Below are 22,362 nucleotides of genomic sequence, written 5' to 3' on the forward strand. Positions count from 1 at the left end.
CCGCGCACGCCGGGGGCGTCGGGCGGGCAGCGGCTGGACCGGGGCGTTCAGGCACCTGTGACTGGGCCGGGCTTCACGCGGGCGGCGGCTGGGCCGGGGCTTCACGCGGGCGGTGGCTGGGCCGGGGCGTTGAGCCCGGTGCAGAGCAGCAGGGTGAACTCGCGCGCCCACTCCTCGTCCACCGGCTCCGCGCTGACCAGCGCCCGGTGCACCACCGCGCCCGCGACCACGTCGAAGATCAGGTCGGTGTGCCGGGCCGAGGTCTCGGGGTCGTCCTCCAGGGGGAGTTCGCCCCGGGCCTGGGCCCGCTCGCGGCCGATCGTCACCAGCCGCTTCTGCCGGTCGACGATCGCCGAGCGGATCCGGGCGCGCAGCGCTTCGTCGCTGATCGACTCGGCGACCACCGCCATCAGCGCGGTCTTGGTCTCGGGCCGGGCGAGGAGCGCGGCGAACTGGAGCACCACGCCCTCGATGTCGGCGGACAGACTGCCGCGGTCGGGCAGTTCGAGCTCGTCGAAGAGGACCGCCACGGCATCCACGACCAGCTCGTTCTTGTGCGACCAGCGGCGGTAGAGCGTCGTCTTCGCCACCCCGGCGCGGGCCGCCACATCGCCCATGGTCAGCCGCGACCAGCCCAGGTCGACCAGCGCGGCTCTCGTCGCGACGAGGATCGCGGTATCGGCCTCTGCGGAGCGTGGGCGACCCGTTCGGGAGGGCTTGCTGAGCGGCATGCCCGCGACCATACCGGTCAGTAGCTCAGCCGCCGTGAGTCAGATCACGGGAAACCGCCGGAGAATTTTCGCCCGCTGTTCCCGGTCGACCAGTTACGCTACGAGTCGTAGCGTAAAGAGGCGCGAGTGCGCCCCTTGCCTGCGGCCGCGTCACGAGCACGGCACGTGCACAGGACGAGCACGGCACCACGCGATGACCACGCGACAACCGGGTGACAAGAACAGCACGACAGAGCCACTGGCGCCAGGGTGGGGACCCCGGCGCCTGTCCCAGGGCCCGCGATCGGGCCGAAGGACCGCGTCCGCCCGTACGCCCCGCATCCGGCGGGGGGTGTACGGACGGGCCGGTCCCGTACCACCGGCGGATTTCGCCGACAGCTTTCCCGAACGGCTTTCCTGAACGAGTGGTGGAGGGGGGAGGATGTACGTATGCAGCCTAGGAACATGTCCATGAGCGGCGTCGTCGACCTCGCCGCAGTGAAGGCCGCCGGCGAGGCCCGGCAGAAAGCGGAGCAGGCGCGCGCCGAGACCGCACGGCAGGGCGGTGCCACGCCGGTCTCACCCGTCTCGCTGGTGATCGATGTCGACGAAGCCGGCTTTGAGCGCGATGTCATCCAGCGCTCCGCCGAGGTCCCGGTCGTCATCGACTTCTGGGCCGAGTGGTGCGAGCCCTGCAAGCAGCTCGGCCCCCTCCTCGAACGCCTCGCCGTCGAGTACAACGGCCGCTTCCTGCTCGCCAAGGTCGACGTCGACGCCAACCAGATGCTGATGCAGCAGTTCGGGATCCAGGGGATTCCGGCCGTTTTCGCCGTCGTGGCCGGGCAGGCGCTGCCGCTCTTCCAGGGTGCGGCGCCCGAGACGCAGATCAGGCAGACCCTGGACCAGCTGATCCAGGTGGGCGAGGAGCGCTTCGGCATCACCGGCATCCCGGTGGACCCCGACGCCGCGCCGCCCGCCGAGGACGCCGAGCCCGCCGAAGTGCCGGCCGGTCCTTATGACGCGCTGCTCGAAGCGGCCGTACAGGCGCTGGACGCCAATGACTTCGACGGCGCGATCCAGGCGTACCGCAACGTCCTCTCGGACGACCCGGCCAACGAGGAGGCCAAGCTCGGCCTCGCCCAGGCCGAACTGCTCGGCCGGGTCAAGGATCTGGACCCCCAGCAGGTCCGCAAGGACGCGGCCGACAAGCCCGCCGATGTCCCGGCGCAGCTCGCCGCCGCCGACCTCGATCTGGTCGGCGGTCATGTCGAGGACGCCTTCGGCCGTCTGGTCCAGACGGTGCAGCGCACGGTGGGCAGTGACCGCGAGGCGGCCCGCGTCCATCTGCTCCAGCTCTTCGAAGTGATCGGGTCCGAGGATCCGAGGGTGACCGCTGCCCGTTCCGCCCTGGCGCGTGTGCTGTTCTGACGTCGGGTCTGAACAGTCACTAAACGCGCGGTGTCGGCGGGTTGGCCCGGACGATTTGGCGACACAGCGATAACCGACGGCCGTACTTTGCCAAAACTTGGCAATTGCGGCCGTCTGTTACTCCGAGTAAATCCAGTACCTCCTTCTGCCCGGTTATGGGTGCCTACCGGCGGATGTAGCGCCGGCGTCGGGTCCACCCTGTGTGCCCGCGCGATATCGGCGGGTCGCGGTTCGGTTATCAGGCCGTTACTAGCCGGTAACGAGCCCCTTGTGTCACGGCCGCGAATGCACCACGATCGGCCACGCTCGGTCCAATAACGCACCAGCGCGACATCCGGTCGCGGCGTGGCCGCTTGGGTCCCCACCGAGCCGGTCGGCGGCAGTGGCGCCGGCTGCGGGACAGGGGGGTTCCTGCCACCCGGCGGGGCCTGTCCAGCGGTTGCGCGAAGGCGTGGCCAGTGGTTGTCGCTCGGGGGTGATCGCCGGTGCTTCGGACGCGGTTCGCGCTTCTGAACCGGGCGCTCTCCTTCCCGAGGACGTAGCACTTCTCCCATCCCAGGACGGGCTTCGAACCCGATCCGGAGATGTACGTCCGAGAAGGAGGAAACTAAGTGAGTTCCCAGGTACGTGGCGGAACCAGATGGAAGCGGTTCGCGCTGGTCATGGTGCCGAGCGTGGTCGCCACCGCTGCGGTGGGCGTCGGCCTCGCGCAGGGTGCGCTCGCCGCTTCGTTCAGCGTGTCCGGCCAGAGCTTCAAGGTCAGCGCCGACCAGCTGGTCGGCCAGGACTTCGTGCAGTACGGCAGTGTCGCGACCGGCAAGGACCTGAACGGCAAGAGCGCCGCACACGCGGTGGCCGTCTCGGGCTTCAGCAGCGCGAAGATCAACAACATGTGCCAGTCGGTGGTCACGCCCAACCTGCCGTTCGGGCTCGGCAGTGTCACCCTGCAGCTGCACGCGGGCACCGACGCCAAGAAGCCGGTCGAGGCGTCGAACCTGTACCTCGACGTCGCGAGCCTCGACGCCGATGCGACGTTCAAGAACATCGACATCGGTGTGGCCGCCGGTGACTCGTCGAACAAGACGGGCATCGAGCACGGTACGGAGAAGGCCGTCAACCCGAACGGCTTCGCACAGCGCGCCGACGAGGCGACGCTGAAGCACGTGAAGCAGACGGCGTGGGCGACCACGGCCGGCACCTTCAAGCTCAGCAACTTGAGCCTGAGGCTCAAGTCGGGCGTCAAGGAGTGCTACTAAGCACGCCCGGGTGGCCGGAGCGCGCATCTGGCGCTGCGGCCACCCGAACCCCCCTACTTCTCAGAGCAACACCGGTACCAGGGAGCTGTTTTCCATGAGCGCCGAGTCCACAGGTTCCCGCGATTTCACCTACTGGCGGCTTCGCTTCCGCGCCTGGCGGGGGAACCGACCCTTCTGGGCGGGCCTGTTCACCGTGGTGGGAGGCGTGCCGATCGCCTACTTCCCGTACGCCAACATGCACCTCGGCAATGTGACGCTGGCGATGTCCACCACCGGGGGCGCCGGGTCGCTGATCATCGGCGTGCTGCTCGTCACGCTCGGTGTGACCATGTGGTTCCACGGTGCCGTCCGGGTGTTCGCGGGGATAGCGGCGATCCTGCTGGCGCTGATCTCCCTCCCGGTGGCGAACCTCGGTGGCTTCATCGTCGGCTTCCTGCTGTCGATGATCGGCGGGGCGCTCTCGCTCTCCTGGGCACCGGCGAAGCCGAAGGCCGATCCGGCGGTGCCCGCGCAGGGCGGCTCCGTCGACGGGACTCCGCACGGAAGCACGCCCGAAGGCACCGCTCCGGCGGACGAGTTCTCCCCCTTCGGCCACGCGCCTGGCGTCCCTGAGCAGAAGTCGGCTGCGTATGACAAGGACACGACAGTGGATGCCAACGGTGGGAGGCACCGTGCGGGGTGACGAAGCGCAGCTGGATACCACCGAAGGCGACGACTTCCCGGAGAGAAGAGGGGGCCGTCACGCGGCCCCGAGGAAGTCGCTGCTGACGAAGCTGCACATACCCGCGAGCAAGGCGATAGCCCTGGCGGCCATGCCCACCGCGGTGTTCGTCGGGATGGGACTCACCCCCAAGCTGGCGATGGCCGACGACCAGGGCGACGTCCCGTTCGCAGCCGGTCCCTGTGTCTCCCGCTCCGACGACCCGAGCCCGTCCGCGAAGCCTTCGGACTCTCCGAGCCCCTCGGCCAGCGCGTCGGACGACGCGAAGGACAAGGCCAAGGACAAGGCCAAGAAGGACGACAAGCCGGCGGACGCATCGGACACTCCCTCGCCTTCGGCCACCCCCTCGGCGGGCGGGACCGGTTCCGCCGAGAAGGACAGCGCGTCGCCGTCCGGTTCGTCCGCGGGCGACCAGAAGTCCACCGCGGCCGACCCGTCGCCGAGCGCGACCGAGTCGAAGAACCCGCTGGACCCGCTGGGTGTGGGTGACGCGCTCAAGCACCTGTTCAACCCGGACAAGGACACGGCGAGCCCGTCCCCGGACCCGTCGTCCTCCGCGACATCCGAGAAGACCGCGGCCGAGAAGACCGCCGCCGAGAAGAAGGCAGCGGAGAAGAAGGCGGCGGAGAAGAAAGCCGCTGAGAAGAAGGCGGCCGACAAGAAGGCCGCGGACTCCGCTGCGAAGACGGCCGGTCAGGTCACCGGCGCGGCGAAGAGCACGGCCGACAAGACCGCCGAGAAGATCCGCGAGGCGGCCGCCGAGGCCGGCAAGTCGGTCAAGGAACTCCCCTCGGACGTCAAGGGACTGGACCCGAAGAAGGACACGGACATCCCGGACGGCGCCAAGCCGTCCTACCCGTGCCCGACCCCCGACCCCAAGGCGCTCGCCGCGGCCGATCTGGAACAGGGCATCCCCGCCCTGCCCGACGACCCGTGGACGCTGAAGAGTTCGATGCTGACCCTCAAGGGCCTCGACTACAAGGGCATCGTCGAGGTCAGGACGGCCAGCGGCAAGGTCAAGAAGGTCCTGAAGTTCACCTCGACCTCGCTGGACATCAAGGACCTGCACCAGATGACCGTCGGCCCGAACGGGGCCACCGGCCATGTGAAGGGCGCACCGGGCTCGACGTCGACCATCCGCGACGGCCAGGTCACGATGTACACGGAGTCGCTGAAGGGCAACCTCTTCGGCCTCATCCCGATCACCTTCAGCCCCGACACCCCGCCGCCGATCAATGTGCCGTTCGCGTTCTTCACGGACGTCACGGTGAAGCAGGCAGGGCAGTTCGGCGGCACGCTCCACATCCCCGGTCTGCAGAACTACTTCACGGGCGCCTGACCCCCCGGCGCGCGAACTTCCGGGAGCCGCGGAAACGGCTGTGGCCCGCACCCTCGAACCAGAGGGCGCGGGCCACAGCCGTTTCTACGGGACGGGGCCGCGGCACGCCCGCTCGCCGGGCGCAGGATCCCCCGATCTCCTCTCCTGATCCTCTTCCCACCCGAGGTGTGACAATCGGCAGGGGTCGGTGCTGACTTCCGTTGGCGCCGACGACGCAGATGCGCGGAAGCGCCGCCGGACGCTTTGGCACACGCCCGCCGCCCCCGGGCGGTGAAGACGGGAGAGACGTGGAACTTCAGGGGCTGCACGGGCAGGTGGTGGACCTGATCGGCCGGTCCCTCGCGGCGGAGGAGACCCGCGCAGGCGAGGTGCTGCGCCTGGAGGACGTTCAGGATCGATACGACGTCTCGCGTACCGTCGCCCGCGAGGCGGTGCGTGTACTGGAGTCGAAACGGGTGGTCACGAGCCGGCCCCGGATCGGCATCACGGTGCGACCGCCGGCTGAATGGAATCTCTACGATCCGCAGGTAATCCGCTGGCGGCTCGCCTCGCCGGCGCGCGCCGTCCAACTGCGCGAACTGGCCGAACTGCGTGCGGCCGTGGAGCCCGCAGCGGCCGTGCTCGCTGCTCAGTCGGCCGATACTGTGGCGCGGCGCGAGGCGCTCGGGCATGCACACGCCATGGCCGACGCGGCGGGCGAAGGGAACGCGGGAGCCTTCGTGGCCGCTGACACGGCCTTCCATCGCACGCTGCTTCGTTCCTCGGGCAACCGGATGTTCGCGCAGTTGGCGGAGGCGACCGAGGAACTGCTGCACGGTCGTCGCGACCTGCTGCTGATGCCGGACAAGCTGGACGACGCGGCCGTGGCGAGCCACTTGGAGTTGGCTGAAGCGGTGGCAGAGGGGCGTGCGGCGGAGGCCGCTGCCTGCATGCGGGCGATCTTGGAAGGTGCCCGGACGGAGACGGAAGAATTGCTCTGACCGAGCACGTGTCAGGACTGTGCGGTCACGTGCGGCATTCGGCCGGCAGAGCCGCGAGCAGGCAGGGAAACACAGTTGACCCGGCGGCGTAGAGGCGCGTGAACGAAGCGGCGCCTCCTTCTGTCGGCTCTACGGGGCAATGCGGCCAAATCGCTTGCACCCCCGGCCCGTTGTGAGGACGGCTCGGGCTGGTGCCGCGCGCGTGCCGAGAACCCCGCCGCATCGTTCGCAGAGCTTCTGGTGCCTGGCGCGGGCGGAGTACGGGTTCGCCGTCCTGGATACGCCGACGCTCGGCCGGGACGTGTGACGGCGCCAGGCTGCGGAGCCTGGCGGTCTGGGCGGGCGGCTCTCCCCGGTCCACAAGTGGTCGCGGCTGGATCTTGACTCCCACACTCATCCGCTGATAGTCATTTGATACTACCATTGCTGCGAAAGGTTCAGGCCATGCCCACGCAACCGGACAGCGTCGCAAAGGCAACAAAGCAATCCGCAGTGTCCGGAGAGGGGCGATTGCTGGGAGTCGCCGCAGGGGTGGCAGCGGTAGCCGGACTGCTCTTCGGCTACGACACCGGCATCATCTCGACCGCCTTGCTGTCCATCACGCAGGACTTTCATCTCAGCTCCCAGGGAAAGGAACTGGTGACCAGTTCGATCCTGGTCGGCGCCATCGCAGGGGCGCTCATCTCGGCCCGGCTGTCGGAGCGCCGGGGGCGGAAGTTCGCGGCCATACTGGTCGGGGCCGTCTTCGCACTCGGCACCGTAGGCTCCGCGCTCTCCCCCGATGTCGAGATGCTGATCGCCTCGCGTCTCGTCCTGGGCCTGGCCGTGGGCGGGTCCTCTCAGGTCATCCCCATCTACATCGCCGAGATCGCGCCCGCGTCCCGGCGCGGTCGGTTGGTGGTGATGTACCAGGTACTCATCGCAGCGGGTGTGCTGCTCTCCGCCGTCGTCGGTTACGCGACCCACGACTCCTGGTCCTGGCGGTGGATGGTCGCGGTCGCCGTGATCCCCGCGCTGCTGCTGGTGGCAGCCACGGCCTTTCTCCCGGAGAGCCCGCGCTGGCTGGTCGCGCACGGTCAGCCCGAGCGGGCCGGGAACGTTCTGCGTCGGCTGCGCACGACCCCAGAAGAGGCGGAGGCTGAGCTTCGCGAGGTCAGCGCCCTTCCCGAGCAAGGGAAACGCAAGGAGAAGCTGAGCGCGCGATGGCTGCGCCCCGCGCTGGTGGCCGGGCTCGGCGTGGCATTGTTCGCACAGGTCACAGGCATCAACGCCATCGTCTATTACGCGCCGACCTTCCTTTCCGAATCCGGGTTCGGGGAGTCGACGGCGCTGCTCGGGACCGTCGGTGTCGGTGCCGTCGAGACCGTGATGGTGATCATAGGAGCGATGACCGTGGACCGCATCGGCCGCCGTCGGCTGATGCTGTGGACCCTGCCGGGCTCCGCGCTGAGTCTCGTCGTCATGGGTGCGGCTTCACTCGCCGGGAACGCCGGGTGGGCGGTCATGCTGTTCATGCTGCTCTACATGGCGTTCAACAGCCTCGGCATGCAGGTCGTCGCCTGGCTCATGGGGTCGGAACTGTTCCCGCTTCCGGTGCGCGGCAAGGCGATGAGCGCCCACGCGACCACCTTGTGGGGGGCCGACCTCCTGGTCTCCATGACGACCCTGTCCCTGGTCGACGGCATCTCCCTGACCGGAATGCTGTGGGTGTACGCGGCGCTGAACGTCGCCGCGATCGTTTTCGTCGTGCTCCGGGTGCCCGAGACAACCGGGCGCTCCCTGGAACAGATCGAGTCGAGCCTGCGCGACGGGACGTTCGTCCCCCGGCGCAACGAGGGAATCGAAGGAGCGGAATGAATTCGTCGGAACGCGTCGTCTCGGAACGCGTCGTCCTGGTGACCGGCTCGACCCGCGGCATCGGCCGGGCGACGGCCGAGCTGTTCGGGGCCAGTGGATACCGCGTCGTCGTCCACGGCATGCGGAGCGAGGAGTGCGACGACACGCTGCATGCCATCCGCGGTGCGGGCGGCCACGCCGGTGTCGTCGCCGCCGACCTCACGCAGGAGGAGGCCCCTGAGTACCTGATCAATGCCGCCCGCGCGGTGTACGGACGGCTCGACGTCCTGGTCAACAACGCGGGGGCGAACGCCTTCACCGGCACGCTCGGCACGTCGATCGCGGAGTGGCAGCATGCCATCGACCTCGACCTGCGAGCCGTGTGGCTGTGCTCGAAGGCAGCGGCGCGCTCCTTGGAACGGCCGGGCGCCATCGTCAATGTGGCGTCGAACCACGCCTTCTCCACCATGGCCGGTTCCTTTCCGTACAACGTCGCGAAAGCCGGAGTCGTCGCTCTCGGGCAGTCGCTCGCCCTTGAGCTGACGCCGGATCGCATCCGCGTCAACACCGTCTGCCCCGGCTATATCGACACCCCGATCAACGAGACGTACTTCGGGGGCTTCGCCGATCCAGCGCGCGAACGAACCCGGGTCGAGGCGTTGCATCCCGTGCGGCGCATCGGCACGCCCCAGGACGTCGCGCGGGCCATCCGCTTCCTTGCCGACGAGCAGGAGGCCGGGTTCATCACCGGTACCAGCCTGCTCGTCGACGGTGGCAGATCGGCTCTCATGCAGGACCCCGACCCGGGACAAGCCCCGACACGGCCGTAACAGGCACGGCCGTGTCGCGGCCGCAGGAAGCACGGAAGAGCACCGCACAGCACGAGCAACAGGACAAGAAAGGCTGAGAAATGGGAATCAACAAGGTGGTCACGCTCGACGGCCCCGGCGCCGCCCTCGACGTACGCGAGCAGCCGATGCCGAAGGTGCAGCGGGATAATCTCCTCGTACGCGTCGAGCTCTCCGGCGTGTGCGCCACGGATCTGCACATTTGCCAGGGCGACATTCCCGGTTTCCGCTACCCCGTGACACCGGGCCACGAAGTCGTCGGCACGGTCGCCGAAGTGGGCGCCGACTTCACGACGGACGTCACCGGACGGCCGGTGCGGTCCGGCGACCGGGTCGTGGTGATGCCGGCGACGCCGGACGGTACCTGTCCGTCGTGCCGCCGTGCGCGGCCGGTCCCCGACTGCGACAACTTCGATGTGATCGGTTTCTCTGTGCCCGAAGAGCGTCAGGCGGGCGGCGGCTGGGGACAGTACGTGCTGTGCAACTCCAGCAGGGCGCGGGTGTTCGTCACCGAGGCGACCCCGGAAGCTGCGGTTCTGGCGGAGCCTGCTTCCACCCCGGTGGAAGGGATGCGCCGGGCAGGTGTCGCCTTCGGTGACAGCGTGCTCGTGCAGGGCACCGGCACCATCGGCCTGCTGGCGGTCGCCGCGGCCAGGGCTCTGGGCGCCGCCCGCATCGTCGCGATCGGAGGGCCTGAGCGCCGGTTGCGCATCGCCGAAGAACTCGGCGCCGACACCACCATCAGCATCGAAGGGACACCCGACTCCGAGGAACGTGTGCGGCTTGCGCTCGCCGCCAGCCCCGGTGGCCTGGGCTTCGACGCGGTCGCGGAGTGCGTGGGGGCGCCCGCGGTGCTGCCTGAGGGTCTCTCCTGCCTTCGCAAGGGGGGAAGTTACCTGGAGCTCGGGCACTTCTCCGATGTGGGCGAGGCCAGAATCAATCCCTACAGGCACCTGCTCGCCAAGGACGCGCGCCTCGTGGCGGTCTCCGGCTACACCCCCGAGTCGTTCCACCGTGCTCTGCTGATGGTGGAGCGACTGGGCCCCGCAGCGGAATCCCTGGTCACGCACCGGTTGCCGATGTCCAGGGCCCAAGAGGCGGTCAACGCTCTGGCGCCTGGCCGGCAGTACCTGCTGGACGGAACCGAGGTCGGCAAGATCGTGATCGATCCCAGGCTGTAGCTGCCCGCGCGGTTGCTGTCTCCAGTAGCCGGTTCGGGCAGGGGCCTTCCGTGAACTGCGCCCTGCCTGGACCGGCAGAGCTGCCGCTGACCGGTGAGGGCTCCGCCGGGCACCCATGAGTGCTTTGGCAGGTGGTGGCGCGCCGAAGCAGGAATAGGCCCGGTGGGGCAGAATCGCCTGAGCCGTACGGATGTCCGAAGCCGGGCGGAGACCGTGGGGGAGTGAGCGGTGGGGGCTGTCGACGGCTGCCGGGCGACCGGCGACGAGGGCGCGCCCGCCGGGCACATACAACCGCGCCCCGCCGCAGTCGGGTTCACCGCGTACGGCAGGAGGCTGCTGCTCGGCGAGTGGCGGCGGATCGTGGCCGAGCCCGCACGCGCCTGCCGGCGGCGCGGGGTCGCGGGGGTCGCGCTGGGGGTGCTGGCCGTCCTCGCGGTGATCGTCGTCCACGAGCTGATACGGACCCGCACGGGCGCCGTCGCGATACGGCTGACCGGCGAGGTCCGGGGCGATCTGCCCCTCCCGCTGGTCCTGCTGCGTACCCCCGTCTCACTGGTCCTCACGGACCCCGGGCTGCCCGTGTGGGCCGGGCTGCCCAGGCTGTTCCTCGCCTTCGCGCTCGCCGAGCTGGTCATCGGCCGCGCCCGTACCCTGCTGATCGCCTGCGGCACATCCCTCGCGGGCACGCTGGGCGCCCGGGCGATGATCGCCCTGGGCCACGGCCCGTTCGGGCTGCCGCCCGGCACCGCGCACGTCCTCGACACTGGGCCCTCCGCCGCTGTGGCCGGACTCTTCGCCTATCTGGCCGTGGTCAGGCGCGCGCCGGTGTTCGCCGTACTGACCAGCGGGGTGATCGTCGTCCAGTCGGCGCTCAGGCCGAATCTGGCGGGGCGCGAACATCTGCTGGCCGTGGGGGTGGCGCTGGTCTTCGGGGCCGCCGCATCCGTACGCTCCCGGCGTGCGCGCGGCACGTCCGCCGCCACTGTGGCCGGGTGACGGGGTTTCCGGGCGCCGCGGGCGTATTCTCCGGCCGCCTGCGGCATTCCGCCGGGCCCCCGCCGACCCCTGTGAGGACCGCGATGCGAAAGATCATCCTGATGATGTCGGTGTCCCTGGACGGGTACATCGAAGGCCCCGGCCGGGACATCGGCTGGCACCGGGTCGACGACGAACTCCACCGCTCGCTCAACGCGTATCTGGCGACGATGGGCGGCTTCCTGGACGGCCGGGTGACCCATGAGCTGATGGCCGGGTACTGGCCGACCGCCGACGCCGACCCGGCCGCCGCCGAGACCGTGAAGGAGTTCGCGGAGATCTGGCGCGAGATGCCCAAGACCGTGTACTCCAGGACCCTGGACCGGACCGACTGGAACACCACCGTCGTACGGGAGGTGGTCCCCGAAGAGGTGCGGGCGCTCAAGGCGCGCCCCGGCGGGGACCTGTCGCTCGGCGGTGCGAATCTGGCCGCGTCCTTCATGGCGCACGGGCTGGTCGACGAGTTCCGCATCTACGTCCACCCGGTGCTCATCGGCGGCGGCACACCGCTCTTCCCGGCGGCGGGCGCCACCGTCGGACTCGACCTCGTGGAGTCCCGCACTTTCGGCAACGGCGTCGTCCAGCTGCACTACCGGCGCACCCCGGAGTGACCGGCGGACGGAGACCGCCGGAAACAGGGCTGTGGCCCGCGCCCCCTTCGGAGGGGGCGCGGGCCACAGCCGTACGGCGGGAGACCGGGGGAGCGGGTCAGCTCCGGCTGTCCTCGCCGCCCAGGTGGTGCACCCGGACCATGTTGGTGGTGCCGGGGACGCCGGGGGGCGAGCCGGCCGTGATGATCATGCGGTCGCCGTCGCTGTAGCGCTTGAGCTTCAGCAGCTCGGCGTCGACCAGGTCGACCATCGCGTCGGTGTTGTCCACGTGCGGGACCACGTACGACTCGACGCCCCAGCTCAGCGCGAGCTGGCTGCGGGTCGCCTCGTCGGTGGTGAAGGCGAGGATCGGCTGGCAGGTGCGGTAGCGGGAGAGGCGGCGGGCGGTGTCGCCGGACTGGGTGAAGGCGACCAGCGCCTTCGCGTCCAGGAAGTCCGCGATCTCGCAGGCCGCGCGGGCCACCGAACCGCCCTGGGTGCGCGGCTTCTTGCCGGGCACCAGCGGCTGGAGGCCCTTGGAGAGCAGCTCCTCCTCGGCGGCGACCACGATCTTCGACATCGTCTTGACGGTCTCGACCGGGTACGCGCCCACGCTCGACTCGGCGGAGAGCATGACCGCGTCGGCGCCGTCCAGGATGGCGTTGGCGACGTCGGACGCCTCGGCGCGCGTCGGGCGCGAGTTGGTGATCATCGACTCCATCATCTGGGTCGCGACGATCACCGGCTTGGCGTTGCGGCGGCAGAGCTCGATGAGGCGCTTCTGCACCATCGGGACCTTTTCGAGCGGGTACTCGACGGCCAGGTCGCCACGGGCGACCATGACCCCGTCGAACGCCGCGACGACGCCCTCCATGTGGGCGACCGCCTGCGGCTTCTCGACCTTGGCGATGACGGGGACCCGGCGGCCCTCCTCGTCCATGATCTTGTGCACGTCGATGACGTCGCTCGCGTCGCGCACGAAGGAGAGCGCGACCAGGTCGCAGCCCATCCGCAGCGCGAACCGCAGGTCGTCGATGTCCTTCTCGGACAGGGCCGGGACGTTCACCGCCGCGCCGGGCAGGTTGATGCCCTTGTGGTCGGAGATGACACCACCCTCGATGACGATGGTCCTGACCTCGGAGCCCTCGACCTCGACGACCTTGAGCTCGACGTTGCCGTCGTTGATCAGGATCGGGTCGCCCTTGACGACATCGCCGGGCAGGCCCTTGTAGGTGGTGCCGCAGATGGTCTTGTCACCCGGGACGTCGTCGGCGGTGATGGTGAACTCGTCACCGCGCACCAGCTCGACGGGGCCCTCGGCGAAGGTCTCCAGGCGGATCTTGGGGCCTTGCAGGTCGGCCAGCACCCCCACGGCGCGGCCGGTGTCCTGGGACGCCTTGCGGACGCGGTGGTACCGCTCCTCGTGCTCAGCGTGGGACCCATGGCTCATATTCAGACGGGCCACATTCATGCCGGCTTCGATGAGCGTCTTCAGCTGCTCATAGGAGTCGACGGCTGGGCCCAGTGTGCAGACGATTTTGGAACGGCGCATGAGGCGGATCCTATCGGTTTGTTTCGCAACGGAATATTCCGTCTGGCGGAAAGTACAAATGGGCGGTACGGCGCTCAGGTGTCAGTCATTCACCAAGGCGTATACCTGCTGCGCGATTTCACGTTCCTCGTCCGTCGGAACCACGGCCACAGCCACCCGGGACCCCTCCGGGGAAATCAGCCGGGCTTTGTCGGAACGTACGGCATTGAGCCCCGCGTCGACCGTGAGGCCCAGCCCCTCCAGGCCCGCGACGGCCGCCGCGCGCACCGGGGCGGAGTTCTCACCGACCCCCGCGGTGAACGCCACGGCGTCCACCCGGCCGAGTACCGCGGTATAGGCCCCGATGTACTTCTTCAACCGCTGTACGTAGATATCGAAGGCCAGTTCCGCACGCTCATCGCCCTCGTCGGTCCTGCGGACGATTTCCCGCATGTCATTGTCCCCGCACAGCCCGACAAGACCGCTCTTCTTGTTGAGCAGCGCGTCGATATCGTCGATGGACATTCCGGCCACCCGGGTGAGGTGGAAGATCACCGCCGGATCGATGTCACCGGACCGTGTCCCCATCACCAGCCCCTCCAGCGGCGTCAGCCCCATGGAGGTGTCCACACAGACCCCGCCGGCCACCGCGGACGCCGACGCCCCGTTGCCGAGGTGCAGCACGATGACGTTGACCTCTTCGGGCGTCCGGCCCAGCAGCGCCGCAGTCCTGCGCGAGACGTACGCGTGGGAGGTGCCGTGGAAGCCGTACCGGCGGATGCGGTGGGCGTCCGCGGTCGCCACGTCGATGGCGTACCGCGCCGCGTACTCCGGCATCGTCGTGTGGAACGCCGTGTCGAAGACGGCCACTTGGGGCAGGTCGGGGCGGAGCTCGCGGGCGGTGCGGATACCGATGATGTTCGCCGGGTTGTGCAGCGGGGCGACCGGTACCAGGCGCTCGATCTCCTTGAGTACCGCGTCGTCCACGACCGTGGGAGCGGTGAACCGCAGCCCGCCGTGCACCACCCGGTGGCCGATCGCGGCCAGCTCGGGGGAGTCCAGGCCGAGCCCGTCGGCGTCCAGCTCGGCCGCCACGGCCTTCAGCGCCGCCGAGTGGTCGGCGATATGGCCGCTCTGCTCCCGGGTGGAGCCGCCGGGCGTCAGCAGGGTGTGCACACAGCGCGAGGCCGCCTCGCCGATCCGCTCGACCAGACCCGTCGCCAGCTTGCTGCCGTCCGCCATGTCCAGGAGCTGGTACTTCACCGACGAGGAGCCGGAGTTGAGAACGAGAACACGGGTGGCGGTCATACGGATCCCTCCTGGGCCCTGCTCCGGCCCACGCCCTGAGCCTGGATCGCGGTGATCGCGACGGTGTTGACGATGTCCTCGACGAGCGCGCCCCGCGACAGGTCGTTGACCGGCTTGCGCAGCCCCTGGAGCACCGGGCCCACCGCCACGGCCCCGGCCGAGCGCTGCACGGCCTTGTAGGTGTTGTTACCGGTGTTGAGGTCGGGGAAGACCAGCACGCTGGCCTGCCCGGCGACCGCCGACCCCGGCAGTTTGGTGGCGGCCACGGACGGCTCCACCGCCGCGTCGTACTGGATGGGCCCCTCGATCAGCAGATCGGGCCTGGCCGCCCTGACCAGCTCGGTGGCCCGGCGCACCTTGTCGACGTCCGCACCGGAACCGGATGTGCCGGTCGAGTACGAGAGCATCGCGATGCGCGGCTCCACCCCGAACTGGGCGGCGGTCGCCGCCGCCTGCACCGCGATGTCCGCGAGCTGCTTGTCGTCCGGGTCCGGGTTGACCGCGCAGTCGCCGTACACGAGCACCTTGTCGGCGAGACACATGAAGAACACCGACGAGACGATCGACGCGTCCTCCTTCGTCTTGATGATCTCGAAGGCGGGCCTGATCGTCGCCGCCGTCGAGTGCACCGCACCCGAGACCATGCCGTCGGCCAGGCCCTCCTGGACCATCAGCGTGCCGAAGTACGAGGCATCAGCGACCACGTCGTGGGCCAGCTCCACGGTGACGCCCTTGTGCGCCCGGAGCTTCGCGTACACCTCGGCGAACCGCCGGCGCAGCTCCGATGTCACCGGGTCGACGACATCGGCCGCCGACAGGTCGATGCCCAGGTCCGCCGCCTTCTTGCGGACGGTCTCCGGATCGCCCAGCAGCGTCAGGTCGCAGACCCCGCGGCGCAGCAGGACGTCCGCGGCGCGCAGCACCCGCTCCTCGGTGCCCTCGGGCAGCACCACCCGGCGGCGGTCCGCCCGCGCGGTCTCCAGCAGCTCGTGCTCGAACATCATCGGGGTGACCCGGCCGCTGCGCGCCACCGAGAGACGTTCCAGCAGCTCGGCGGTGTCCACATGACGTTCGAAGAGGCCGAGCGCGGTCTCCGCCTTGCGCGGGGTCGCCGCGTCCATCCGCCCCTCCAGGGCGAACAGCTCGCCCGCCGTCGGGAACGACCCGCCCGTCACGGCGACCACCGGGGTGCCGGGCGCCAGCCGGCCCGCCAGCCGGAGGATCGCCTCGCCCGGACGCTCGTCCAGTGTCAGCAGCACACCGGCGATCGGCGGGGTGCCCGCGCTGTGCGCGGCGAGCGAGCCGACCACCAGGTCGGACCTGTCCCCGGGGGTCACGACCAGACAGCCGGGCGTGAGCGCGTTCAGCAGATTCGGCAGCATGGCCCCGCCGAACACGAAGTCCAGCGCGTCCCTGGCCAGCCCCGCCTCATCGCCGAGCAGGACCGTGCCGCCCAGCGCATGGCTGATCTGGGCGACCGTCGGCGCGGCCAGCGCCGGCTCGTCGGGCAGCACCGAGCACGGCACCGGAAGCTGCGCGGCGAGCTGTCCGGCCAGCTCGTCGCGGTCGCCCGGGGCCACCCGGTTCACCGCCATGGTGATGACGTCGCAGCCCAGCACCTCGTACGCCCGGTAGGCGTTGCGGGTCTCGGCGCGTACGGACTCGGGCGGCTGGCCCTTGCCGCCGACCACCGCGATCACCGAAGCGCCGAACTCATTGGCCAGCCGGGCGTTCAGCGCCAGCTCGTCGGGGAGCTGGGTGGCCGCGAAGTCGGTACCGAGGACGAGCACCACCTCGTACGCGCGGGCCACCTCGTGGAAGCGGCCCACCAGATGCGAGACCAGCTCGTCCGTGCCCTGCTCGGCCTGGAGGGCGGACGCCTCGTGGTAGTCCATGCCGTACACCGATGCCGGGTCCTGGCTCAGCCGGTAGCGCGACCGCAGCAGCTCGAACATCCGGTCGGGACCGTCGTGCACCAGTGGCCGGAAGATCCCGACCCGGTCCACCTGGCGGGTGAGGAGTTCCATGACCCCCAGCTCGACGACCTGGCGGCCGTCGCCGCGGTCGATCCCGGTCACGTACACGCTGCGCGTCACGCGTGCTCTCCGTCCTCTGCCTCGTCGTCTGCTTCTCGTTCCTGACGGGGGCCGCGTGATCGGCGGGCCCCGTGGCGGCCCTGCGCGCCCTCTTGACAGTACCCTCGGGGCTGGCTACGCCGCCTGTCCACGCCCTGCGTACGGGACGGCGGCGAAACCGCACGGCCCACCGGCCGTGGAAGAATCGGCACGGCTCGCAGGTACCACTAGGAGCAGGAGAATCAGCACGATGCGCATCGGAGTCCTCACCGCGGGCGGCGACTGCCCCGGCCTCAATGCCGTCATCCGGTCGGTCGTGCACCGTGCCGTTGCCGGGCACAACGACGAAGTCATCGGCTTCGAGGACGGCTTCAAGGGCCTGCTCGACGGCCACTACCGCCCCCTCGACCTCAACGCGGTCAGCGGCATCCTCGCCCGCGGCGGCACCATCCTCGGCTCCGCCCGCCTGGAGCGCGACCGGCTGCGCGAGGCCGCCGAGAACTGCGCCGAGCTGACCGAGCGCTACGGCATCGACGCGCTCATCCCGATCGGCGGCGAGGGCACCCTCACCGCGGCCCGGATGCTCTCCGACGCCGGGATGCCCGTGGTGGGCGTCCCCAAGACCATCGACAACGACATCTCAGGCACCGACCGCACCTTCGGCTTCGACACGGCCGTCGGCGTCGCGACCGAGGCGATCGACCGGCTGAAGACCACCGCCGAGTCGCACCAGCGCGTGATGGTCGTCGAGGTCATGGGCCGGCACGCCGGATGGATCGCCCTGGAGTCCGGCATGGCGGGCGGCGCCCACGGCATCTGCCTGCCCGAGCGCCGCTTCGAGGTCGACGACCTGGTCAAGATGGTCGAGGAGCGCTTCGCCCGCAGGAAGCGGTTCGCCGTCATCTGTGTCGCCGAGGGCGCCCACCCGGCCGAGGGTTCCATGCCGTACGAGAAGGGCGTCATCGACCAGTTCGGCCACGAGCGCTTCACCGGCATCGGCACCCGCCTCGCCATCGAGCTGGAGACCCGGCTCGGCAAGGAGGCCAGGCCGGTCATCCTCGGCCACGTCCAGCGCGGCGGCACCCCCACCGCGTACGACCGGGTCCTGGCGACACGCTTCGGCTGGCACGCGGTGGAGGCGGTGCACCGCGGCGACTTCGGCAATATGACGGCGCTGCGCGGCACGGACATCGCGATGGTGCCGCTGGCGGACGCGGTGGCCCATCTGAAGACCGTCGACGAGAGCCGGATGTACGAGGCGGAGTCGGTCTTCTAGCGCCTGGCCGCCCCACGGAGCGTCTCGCCTCGGCGCCTGCCGTCCCGCGGAGTCTCTCGCTCGTCGCCTGCCGTCCAGCGCCCGTCGCCCGGCGGCTCCCGTTCAGTCCCCGACGAGCTCCCAGAAGCGGACCACGATCGAGTCCAGGAACGCCTGCCCCGCGTCGCCCGTGCCCGCCTCCTCCGTCGACCCCCAGTTGAGGGTGGCCACCATCAGCGCCTGGTAGTCGGAGTGCAGCCGCTCAAGCACCCGCTCCAGCTCGGTGCGGGGCAGCGGTACGAGCTTGGCCGTGGCTTTGACGTGGGCCTGCCAGCGGGTGGTCACCGCGCTGGTCAGGATCCCGGCCAGCTCCCCGTCGCGGCCCGTCGCCGTGAGGAAGGCCGCCGGGGTCAGCGAGAGGGCGTCGGCGAGCGCCGCCGACTGGCGTTCATTGCCGCGCCAGCGCCCCGACTCCTCGACCTTGACATAGGCCCCGGTGTCCATGCCGACCCGCCGGGCCACGTCCTCCGGTGCCATGCCGCGCGCCAGCCGGTGCTCGCGCAGCGTGACCGCCTCGACCAGCAGGTCGCCGGGGGAGCACCACAGCACCCCGGCGAGCGCGGTCAGTTCACGCGCGGTCGGTGACTGGAGGCCGCGTTCCCAGGCGGCCACCACATCCGGGGTGACGAGGAGTCCGTACTGGGCGCGCAGCCCGTAGGCGACATGGCCGGGCGCCATGCCCAGTGCCTCGCGGAGACGGCGTGCGGCGGGGGCATCGAAGGGCGGGGTCTGGTGCACGGGCACACCGTAAGGGCAAGGGGGGTCCCGCGAATACGGTTTGTTCACACAGTCTCGGTATGTGGAGAAACGTATGGGAGACCGGTCACCCGGCCGTCACCTCCGGCCCGTTCCCCGCTCGTTCCGTCCCGCTCGCCCCGCCCCGCTCGTTCCGTCCCGCTCGCCCCGCCCCGCTCGCCCCGCCCAGCTCGGCCCGTCCCGCTCGTCCCGCCCCGCTCTCCCGCCCCGCTCTCCCTCCCCGCTCGCCCCGTCCCGCCGTCATCCCTTGACGGCCCCGCCCAGCGCGAAGCCGCCGCCCAGCCGCCGCGAGATCAGGATGTACAGCACCAGAACAGGCGTGGAGTAGAGGATCGAGAAGGCCGCCAGCTGGCCGTAGGCCACCGATCCGTAGTTGCCGAAGAGGGTGAAGATGGTGACGGAAGCGGGGAGTTGGTCCGGGCTGAGCAGCAGCATGAACGGGACGAAGAAGTTCCCCCAGAGCATGATGAACGTGTAGATCATCACGACCGCGGCCCCCGGCCCCATCAGCGGCAGCACCACCCGCCGCAGGGTCTGCGGCATGGACGCGCCGTCCGTCCAGGCCGCCTCCTCCAGGACCTTCGGGACCCCGTCCATGAAGTTCTTCATGAGCCAGATGGCGAACGGGAGCTGGGAGGTGGCGAGGAAGAGGGCCGTGCCGTACACCGTGTCGACCAGGTTGACCTGCACGAAGAGTCCGTACACCGGGACCATGACCGCGGTGATCGGCAGACAGGTCGAGAAGAGGATCGTGAGCAGGTACGGCCGGTTGAACCGCGAGCGGTAGCGGGACAGCGGGTACGCGGCGAGGACCGCGCAGACCACCGTCAGTACGGTCGCGCTGCCGCAGAGCACCAGGCTGTTGAGCATCGGCGTGAAGGTGATCTCGTCGGTGAGGACCGCCGAGAAGTTGTCCAGGGTGGGCGACGCGGGCACCCGTACGCGCAGGTTCGCGCTGCTGTCGAACGAGGCCAGCACCAGCCAGGCGAGCGGCAGCACGAACGCGGCGGCCACCACCAGCAGCGCCGCGTCCGCCGCCAGCCTGCGCCGGGTACGCCGGGTCAGCGCCGTGTGCACCGGGCGCATCAGACCTCCACCTTCATCAGCCGGAGATAGACGACCGAGAAGAGCGCCCCCACCAGGAGCAGCAGCAGCGCCACCGCGGTGCCGTAGCCGATGAGGCTCTTGGTGAACGCCTGGTCGTACATGAAGACCGGCAGCGTCTGGCTGCGGTCACCCGGGCCGCCGCGGGTCATCGCCCAGATCAGACCGAACACCGAGAGGGTCTGGAGGGTGTTGAGCATCAGATTGGTGCCGATCGAACGCCGGATCATCGGCAGCGTGATGTGCCACACCGCCCGCCAGCCGCTCGCGCCGTCCACCTCCGCCGCCTCGGTGATCTCCCCGGGGATCTCCGCGAGCGCCGCCGAGTAGATCAGCATCGAGAAGGCGGTGCCGCGCCAGACGTTGGCGAACGACACGGCAATGATCGGCAGGGTGAACAGCCAGTTCTGGCCCGGGAGACGGAGCCAGTGCAGTACGGCGTCGAGGGTGCCCTCGCGGCGGAAGAACGCGTAGAGCAGAAAGGCCGCGACGATCTCCGGCAGCACCCACGCCGTGATGACCAGGGCGCCGGTCAGCGTACGGACGGGGCGCGAGGCGCGGCGCATCAGACCGGCCAGCGCCAGCCCCAGCGTGTTCTGGCCGACGACCGATGAGAGGAAGGTGAAGACCAGCGTGAGCCACACCGCGTTGCGGAACCGTGCGTCGGACAGCGCCTTGCGGAAGTTGGCCAGGCCCACGAAGTCCGTGTGGGAAGCGCCGGTGAGCTGCATGTTGGTGAAGGCGATATAGACGCAGTAGCAGATGGGGCCGGCCAGGAAGAGCAGCAGCAGAAGTGTGGCGGGGGCCAGTGGCAGCCAGCGGACCGGCTGCCGCCGCACTCGGGGCACGGCGCCCGTCCCGCCCTGGGAGCCCGTCCAGCTCTGGGCGCCCGTCCCGCCCTGGGCGCTCATCCGGTCCTGTCGACGACCGCGCCGCCGGTGACGGACTTCAGCTGGCCGTCGTACGACTTCGCCGCGCCGACCGGGGTGGAGTCACCGGTGGTCACCGACTCCAGGGCCTCGCCGATCGCGGACGACACCTGCGGATAGACCGGCAGCGCGGGCCGGTAGTGGGTGTTCTTCACCAGGGACGTGAAGAACTTGATGCCCGGCATGGAGTTCAGGTACTTCGGGTCCGCCGCCACGTCGTCGCGCACCGCGATCTGGGCGTCGGCGATGTCCCACCTGACGGCGTTCTCCTTCTGCTGCAACTGCTGGATGAACTCCCAGGCGAGCGCGGCATTGTGGGACTTCTGCGGGATCGCCCACGTCCAGCCGCCGGACATCGAGACCTCGCCCGGGGACTGCCCGTGCTGGGTCGGCATGGGCGCCTGCCCGAGCGTGGTGCTCCACTCGGGCCACTTCTTGGTGCCGTTGCCGAGCCAGAGCTGGCCGAGCCAGGACCCGTCCAGATCGATGGCGAGCTTGCCCTCGGGCAGCAGCTCGGTGCCCACGGTCGTATTGATGTTGGCGTCGAGGGCGTCCGACGGGTCGGGGCCCAGCTTCTCGCCGTACACCGTGTGGACGAAGTCCAGCGCGTCCTTGAAGCCCTTGCCCCCGGTGACCCACTTCTTCGCCGCCGGGTCGTAGAGCGGATTGCCGCCGGTGCCGTACAGCAGCATCTCGAAACCCTGCATCACCGCGACCTCACCGGGTGCCTTGCCGGTGTAGACGTTCAGCGGGATGACGCCCGGGAGCTTCTTCTTGATGGTGCGGGCGGTGTCCAGCACATCCGCCCAGCTCTTCGGATGCCAGTCGGCGGGCAGCCCCGCCTTGGCGAACAGCTTCTTGTTGAACCAGAGCCCGCGGGTGTCCGTGCCGTCCGGGACGCCGTACGTCTTCCCGTCCCCGGCCTTCGCCGCCGACTTCGCGGTGTCCGCGAAATGGTCCCAGGCCGGCCACTTCGCCAGATAGCCGTCCAGCGGCCGCAGATACCCCGCCTTGATGTCGGAGTTGATCCGGAACGTGTCCTCGTAGACGAGGTCGGGCGCGGTCCTGGGGGAGCGCATCATCTGCTGCACCTTGGTCGCGTAGTCGTCGTCCGGTGCCTGGATGGGGACGAGTTCGATCTTCTTGCCGGGGTGGGCCTTCTCGAACTGCTTCTTCATGGAATCCAGGAACTGGTCCTTGAAGCGGACGTTGTTGTCCGTGTTCCGGTTGTAGGCGACCTTGACGGTGTCCGGATCGCTGCCGGACCCACTCCCGCAGGCGGTGAGGGACCCTGCGGCGAGGACGGTGGCTGCGGCGGCGAGGATGAGCGGGGCGGTGGGGCGCACGGGCACGACCTCCTCTGGCGCGAACCGCGGTCAGCGGCTGCCCGGCGAAGGTATGGCGGTCCGCAATTCAAGGT

Annotated in this window: 19 protein-coding genes; 11 read left to right on the forward strand and 8 right to left on the reverse strand. The window is 69.8% G+C overall.

All coding sequences use genetic code 11. From position 1 onward, the window contains the following. Window positions 1–101: 101 nt before the first annotated feature. A complete protein-coding gene (locus G3I19_RS09180) occupies window positions 102–731 on the reverse strand; it encodes a TetR/AcrR family transcriptional regulator (protein WP_164261840.1) in 630 nt (209 codons plus the stop codon). Between the two features lie 429 nt (window positions 732–1,160). Here G3I19_RS09180 and G3I19_RS09185 point away from each other — a divergent pair, with 429 nt between their 5' ends. The 10 genes from G3I19_RS09185 (at window position 1,161) to G3I19_RS09230 (ending at window position 11,945) form a co-directional block, all read left to right on the forward strand. Continuing rightward, window positions 1,161–2,138 (forward strand): tetratricopeptide repeat protein, encoded by a 978-nt coding sequence (locus tag G3I19_RS09185; RefSeq protein WP_164261843.1) that lies wholly within the window; start codon window positions 1,161–1,163, stop codon window positions 2,136–2,138. Between the two features lie 611 nt (window positions 2,139–2,749). Continuing rightward, window positions 2,750–3,394, forward strand: a complete 645-nt coding sequence (locus G3I19_RS09190) for a DUF6230 family protein (protein ID WP_164261846.1) — start codon at window positions 2,750–2,752, stop codon at window positions 3,392–3,394. Window positions 3,395–3,488: 94 nt separating this feature from the next. Beyond that, complete coding sequence (locus tag G3I19_RS09195) at window positions 3,489–4,076, forward strand: DUF6114 domain-containing protein (RefSeq protein ID WP_164261849.1); 588 nt, start codon at window positions 3,489–3,491, stop codon at window positions 4,074–4,076. Further along, on the forward strand, window positions 4,066–5,454 hold the full coding sequence (locus tag G3I19_RS09200) for a hypothetical protein (protein WP_164261908.1): 1,389 nt from the start codon (window positions 4,066–4,068) through the stop codon (window positions 5,452–5,454). The genes G3I19_RS09195 and G3I19_RS09200 overlap by 11 nt, the downstream gene beginning before the upstream one ends. 287 nt (window positions 5,455–5,741) lie before the next feature. Further along, window positions 5,742–6,434 carry an FCD domain-containing protein gene (locus G3I19_RS09205; protein ID WP_203599364.1) on the forward strand — a complete coding sequence of 231 codons (693 nt, stop codon included), beginning with the start codon at window positions 5,742–5,744 and terminating at the stop codon, window positions 6,432–6,434. Window positions 6,435–6,965: 531 nt separating this feature from the next. Further along, complete coding sequence (locus G3I19_RS09210; RefSeq protein WP_164261851.1) at window positions 6,966–8,291, forward strand: sugar porter family MFS transporter; 1,326 nt, start codon at window positions 6,966–6,968, stop codon at window positions 8,289–8,291. Continuing rightward, entirely contained in the window at window positions 8,288–9,100 is an 813-nt protein-coding gene (locus G3I19_RS09215) for an SDR family oxidoreductase (protein WP_164261854.1), read from the forward strand. Before G3I19_RS09210 ends, G3I19_RS09215 begins: the two co-directional genes overlap by 4 nt. 95 nt (window positions 9,101–9,195) lie before the next feature. After that, window positions 9,196–10,299 (forward strand): alcohol dehydrogenase catalytic domain-containing protein, encoded by a 1,104-nt coding sequence (locus G3I19_RS09220; RefSeq protein WP_164261857.1) that lies wholly within the window; start codon window positions 9,196–9,198, stop codon window positions 10,297–10,299. Between the two features lie 228 nt (window positions 10,300–10,527). Continuing rightward, complete coding sequence (locus G3I19_RS09225) at window positions 10,528–11,295, forward strand: hypothetical protein (protein ID WP_164261859.1); 768 nt, start codon at window positions 10,528–10,530, stop codon at window positions 11,293–11,295. Between the two features lie 83 nt (window positions 11,296–11,378). Continuing rightward, window positions 11,379–11,945 (forward strand): dihydrofolate reductase family protein, encoded by a 567-nt coding sequence (locus G3I19_RS09230; RefSeq protein ID WP_164261862.1) that lies wholly within the window; start codon window positions 11,379–11,381, stop codon window positions 11,943–11,945. A 97-nt stretch (window positions 11,946–12,042) separates the two neighbouring features. On the opposite strand, the gene pyk is transcribed toward G3I19_RS09230, so the two are convergent. The 3 genes from pyk to pta form a co-directional block, all read right to left on the reverse strand. Further along, entirely contained in the window at window positions 12,043–13,476 is a 1,434-nt protein-coding gene (gene pyk / locus G3I19_RS09235) for a pyruvate kinase (protein WP_164261865.1), read from the reverse strand. Between the two features lie 81 nt (window positions 13,477–13,557). Continuing rightward, window positions 13,558–14,763 (reverse strand): acetate kinase, encoded by a 1,206-nt coding sequence (locus G3I19_RS09240; RefSeq protein ID WP_164261867.1) that lies wholly within the window; start codon window positions 14,761–14,763, stop codon window positions 13,558–13,560. Then, window positions 14,760–16,859, reverse strand: coding sequence for a phosphate acetyltransferase (pta, locus tag G3I19_RS09245; RefSeq protein ID WP_164261870.1), 2,100 nt, complete (start codon window positions 16,857–16,859; stop codon window positions 14,760–14,762). The genes G3I19_RS09240 and pta overlap by 4 nt, the downstream gene beginning before the upstream one ends. 229 nt (window positions 16,860–17,088) lie before the next feature. Here pta and G3I19_RS09250 point away from each other — a divergent pair, with 229 nt between their 5' ends. Next, window positions 17,089–18,114, forward strand: a complete 1,026-nt coding sequence (locus G3I19_RS09250) for an ATP-dependent 6-phosphofructokinase (protein WP_164261873.1) — start codon at window positions 17,089–17,091, stop codon at window positions 18,112–18,114. A gap of 102 nt (window positions 18,115–18,216) precedes the next feature. Here G3I19_RS09250 and G3I19_RS09255 read toward each other — a convergent pair whose 3' ends face one another. The 4 genes from G3I19_RS09255 to G3I19_RS09270 all read right to left on the reverse strand — a co-directional run bounded on the left by G3I19_RS09255 (window position 18,217) and on the right by G3I19_RS09270 (window position 22,288). Continuing rightward, on the reverse strand, window positions 18,217–18,891 hold the full coding sequence (locus G3I19_RS09255; RefSeq protein ID WP_164261876.1) for a helix-turn-helix transcriptional regulator: 675 nt from the start codon (window positions 18,889–18,891) through the stop codon (window positions 18,217–18,219). A 258-nt stretch (window positions 18,892–19,149) separates the two neighbouring features. Further along, complete coding sequence (locus G3I19_RS09260; RefSeq protein ID WP_164261879.1) at window positions 19,150–19,995, reverse strand: carbohydrate ABC transporter permease; 846 nt, start codon at window positions 19,993–19,995, stop codon at window positions 19,150–19,152. Then, window positions 19,995–20,924: a sugar ABC transporter permease gene (locus tag G3I19_RS09265; RefSeq protein ID WP_164261882.1), complete on the reverse strand. Its 930-nt coding sequence runs from the start codon at window positions 20,922–20,924 to the stop codon at window positions 19,995–19,997. The genes G3I19_RS09260 and G3I19_RS09265 overlap by 1 nt, the downstream gene beginning before the upstream one ends. Further along, window positions 20,921–22,288 carry an extracellular solute-binding protein gene (locus tag G3I19_RS09270; protein WP_164261885.1) on the reverse strand — a complete coding sequence of 456 codons (1,368 nt, stop codon included), beginning with the start codon at window positions 22,286–22,288 and terminating at the stop codon, window positions 20,921–20,923. Before G3I19_RS09270 ends, G3I19_RS09265 begins: the two co-directional genes overlap by 4 nt. Between the last annotated feature and the right edge of the window lie 74 nt (window positions 22,289–22,362).

Source organism: Streptomyces sp. SID10853 (assembly GCF_010548145.1).
Taxonomy (GTDB): domain Bacteria; phylum Actinomycetota; class Actinomycetes; order Streptomycetales; family Streptomycetaceae; genus Streptomyces.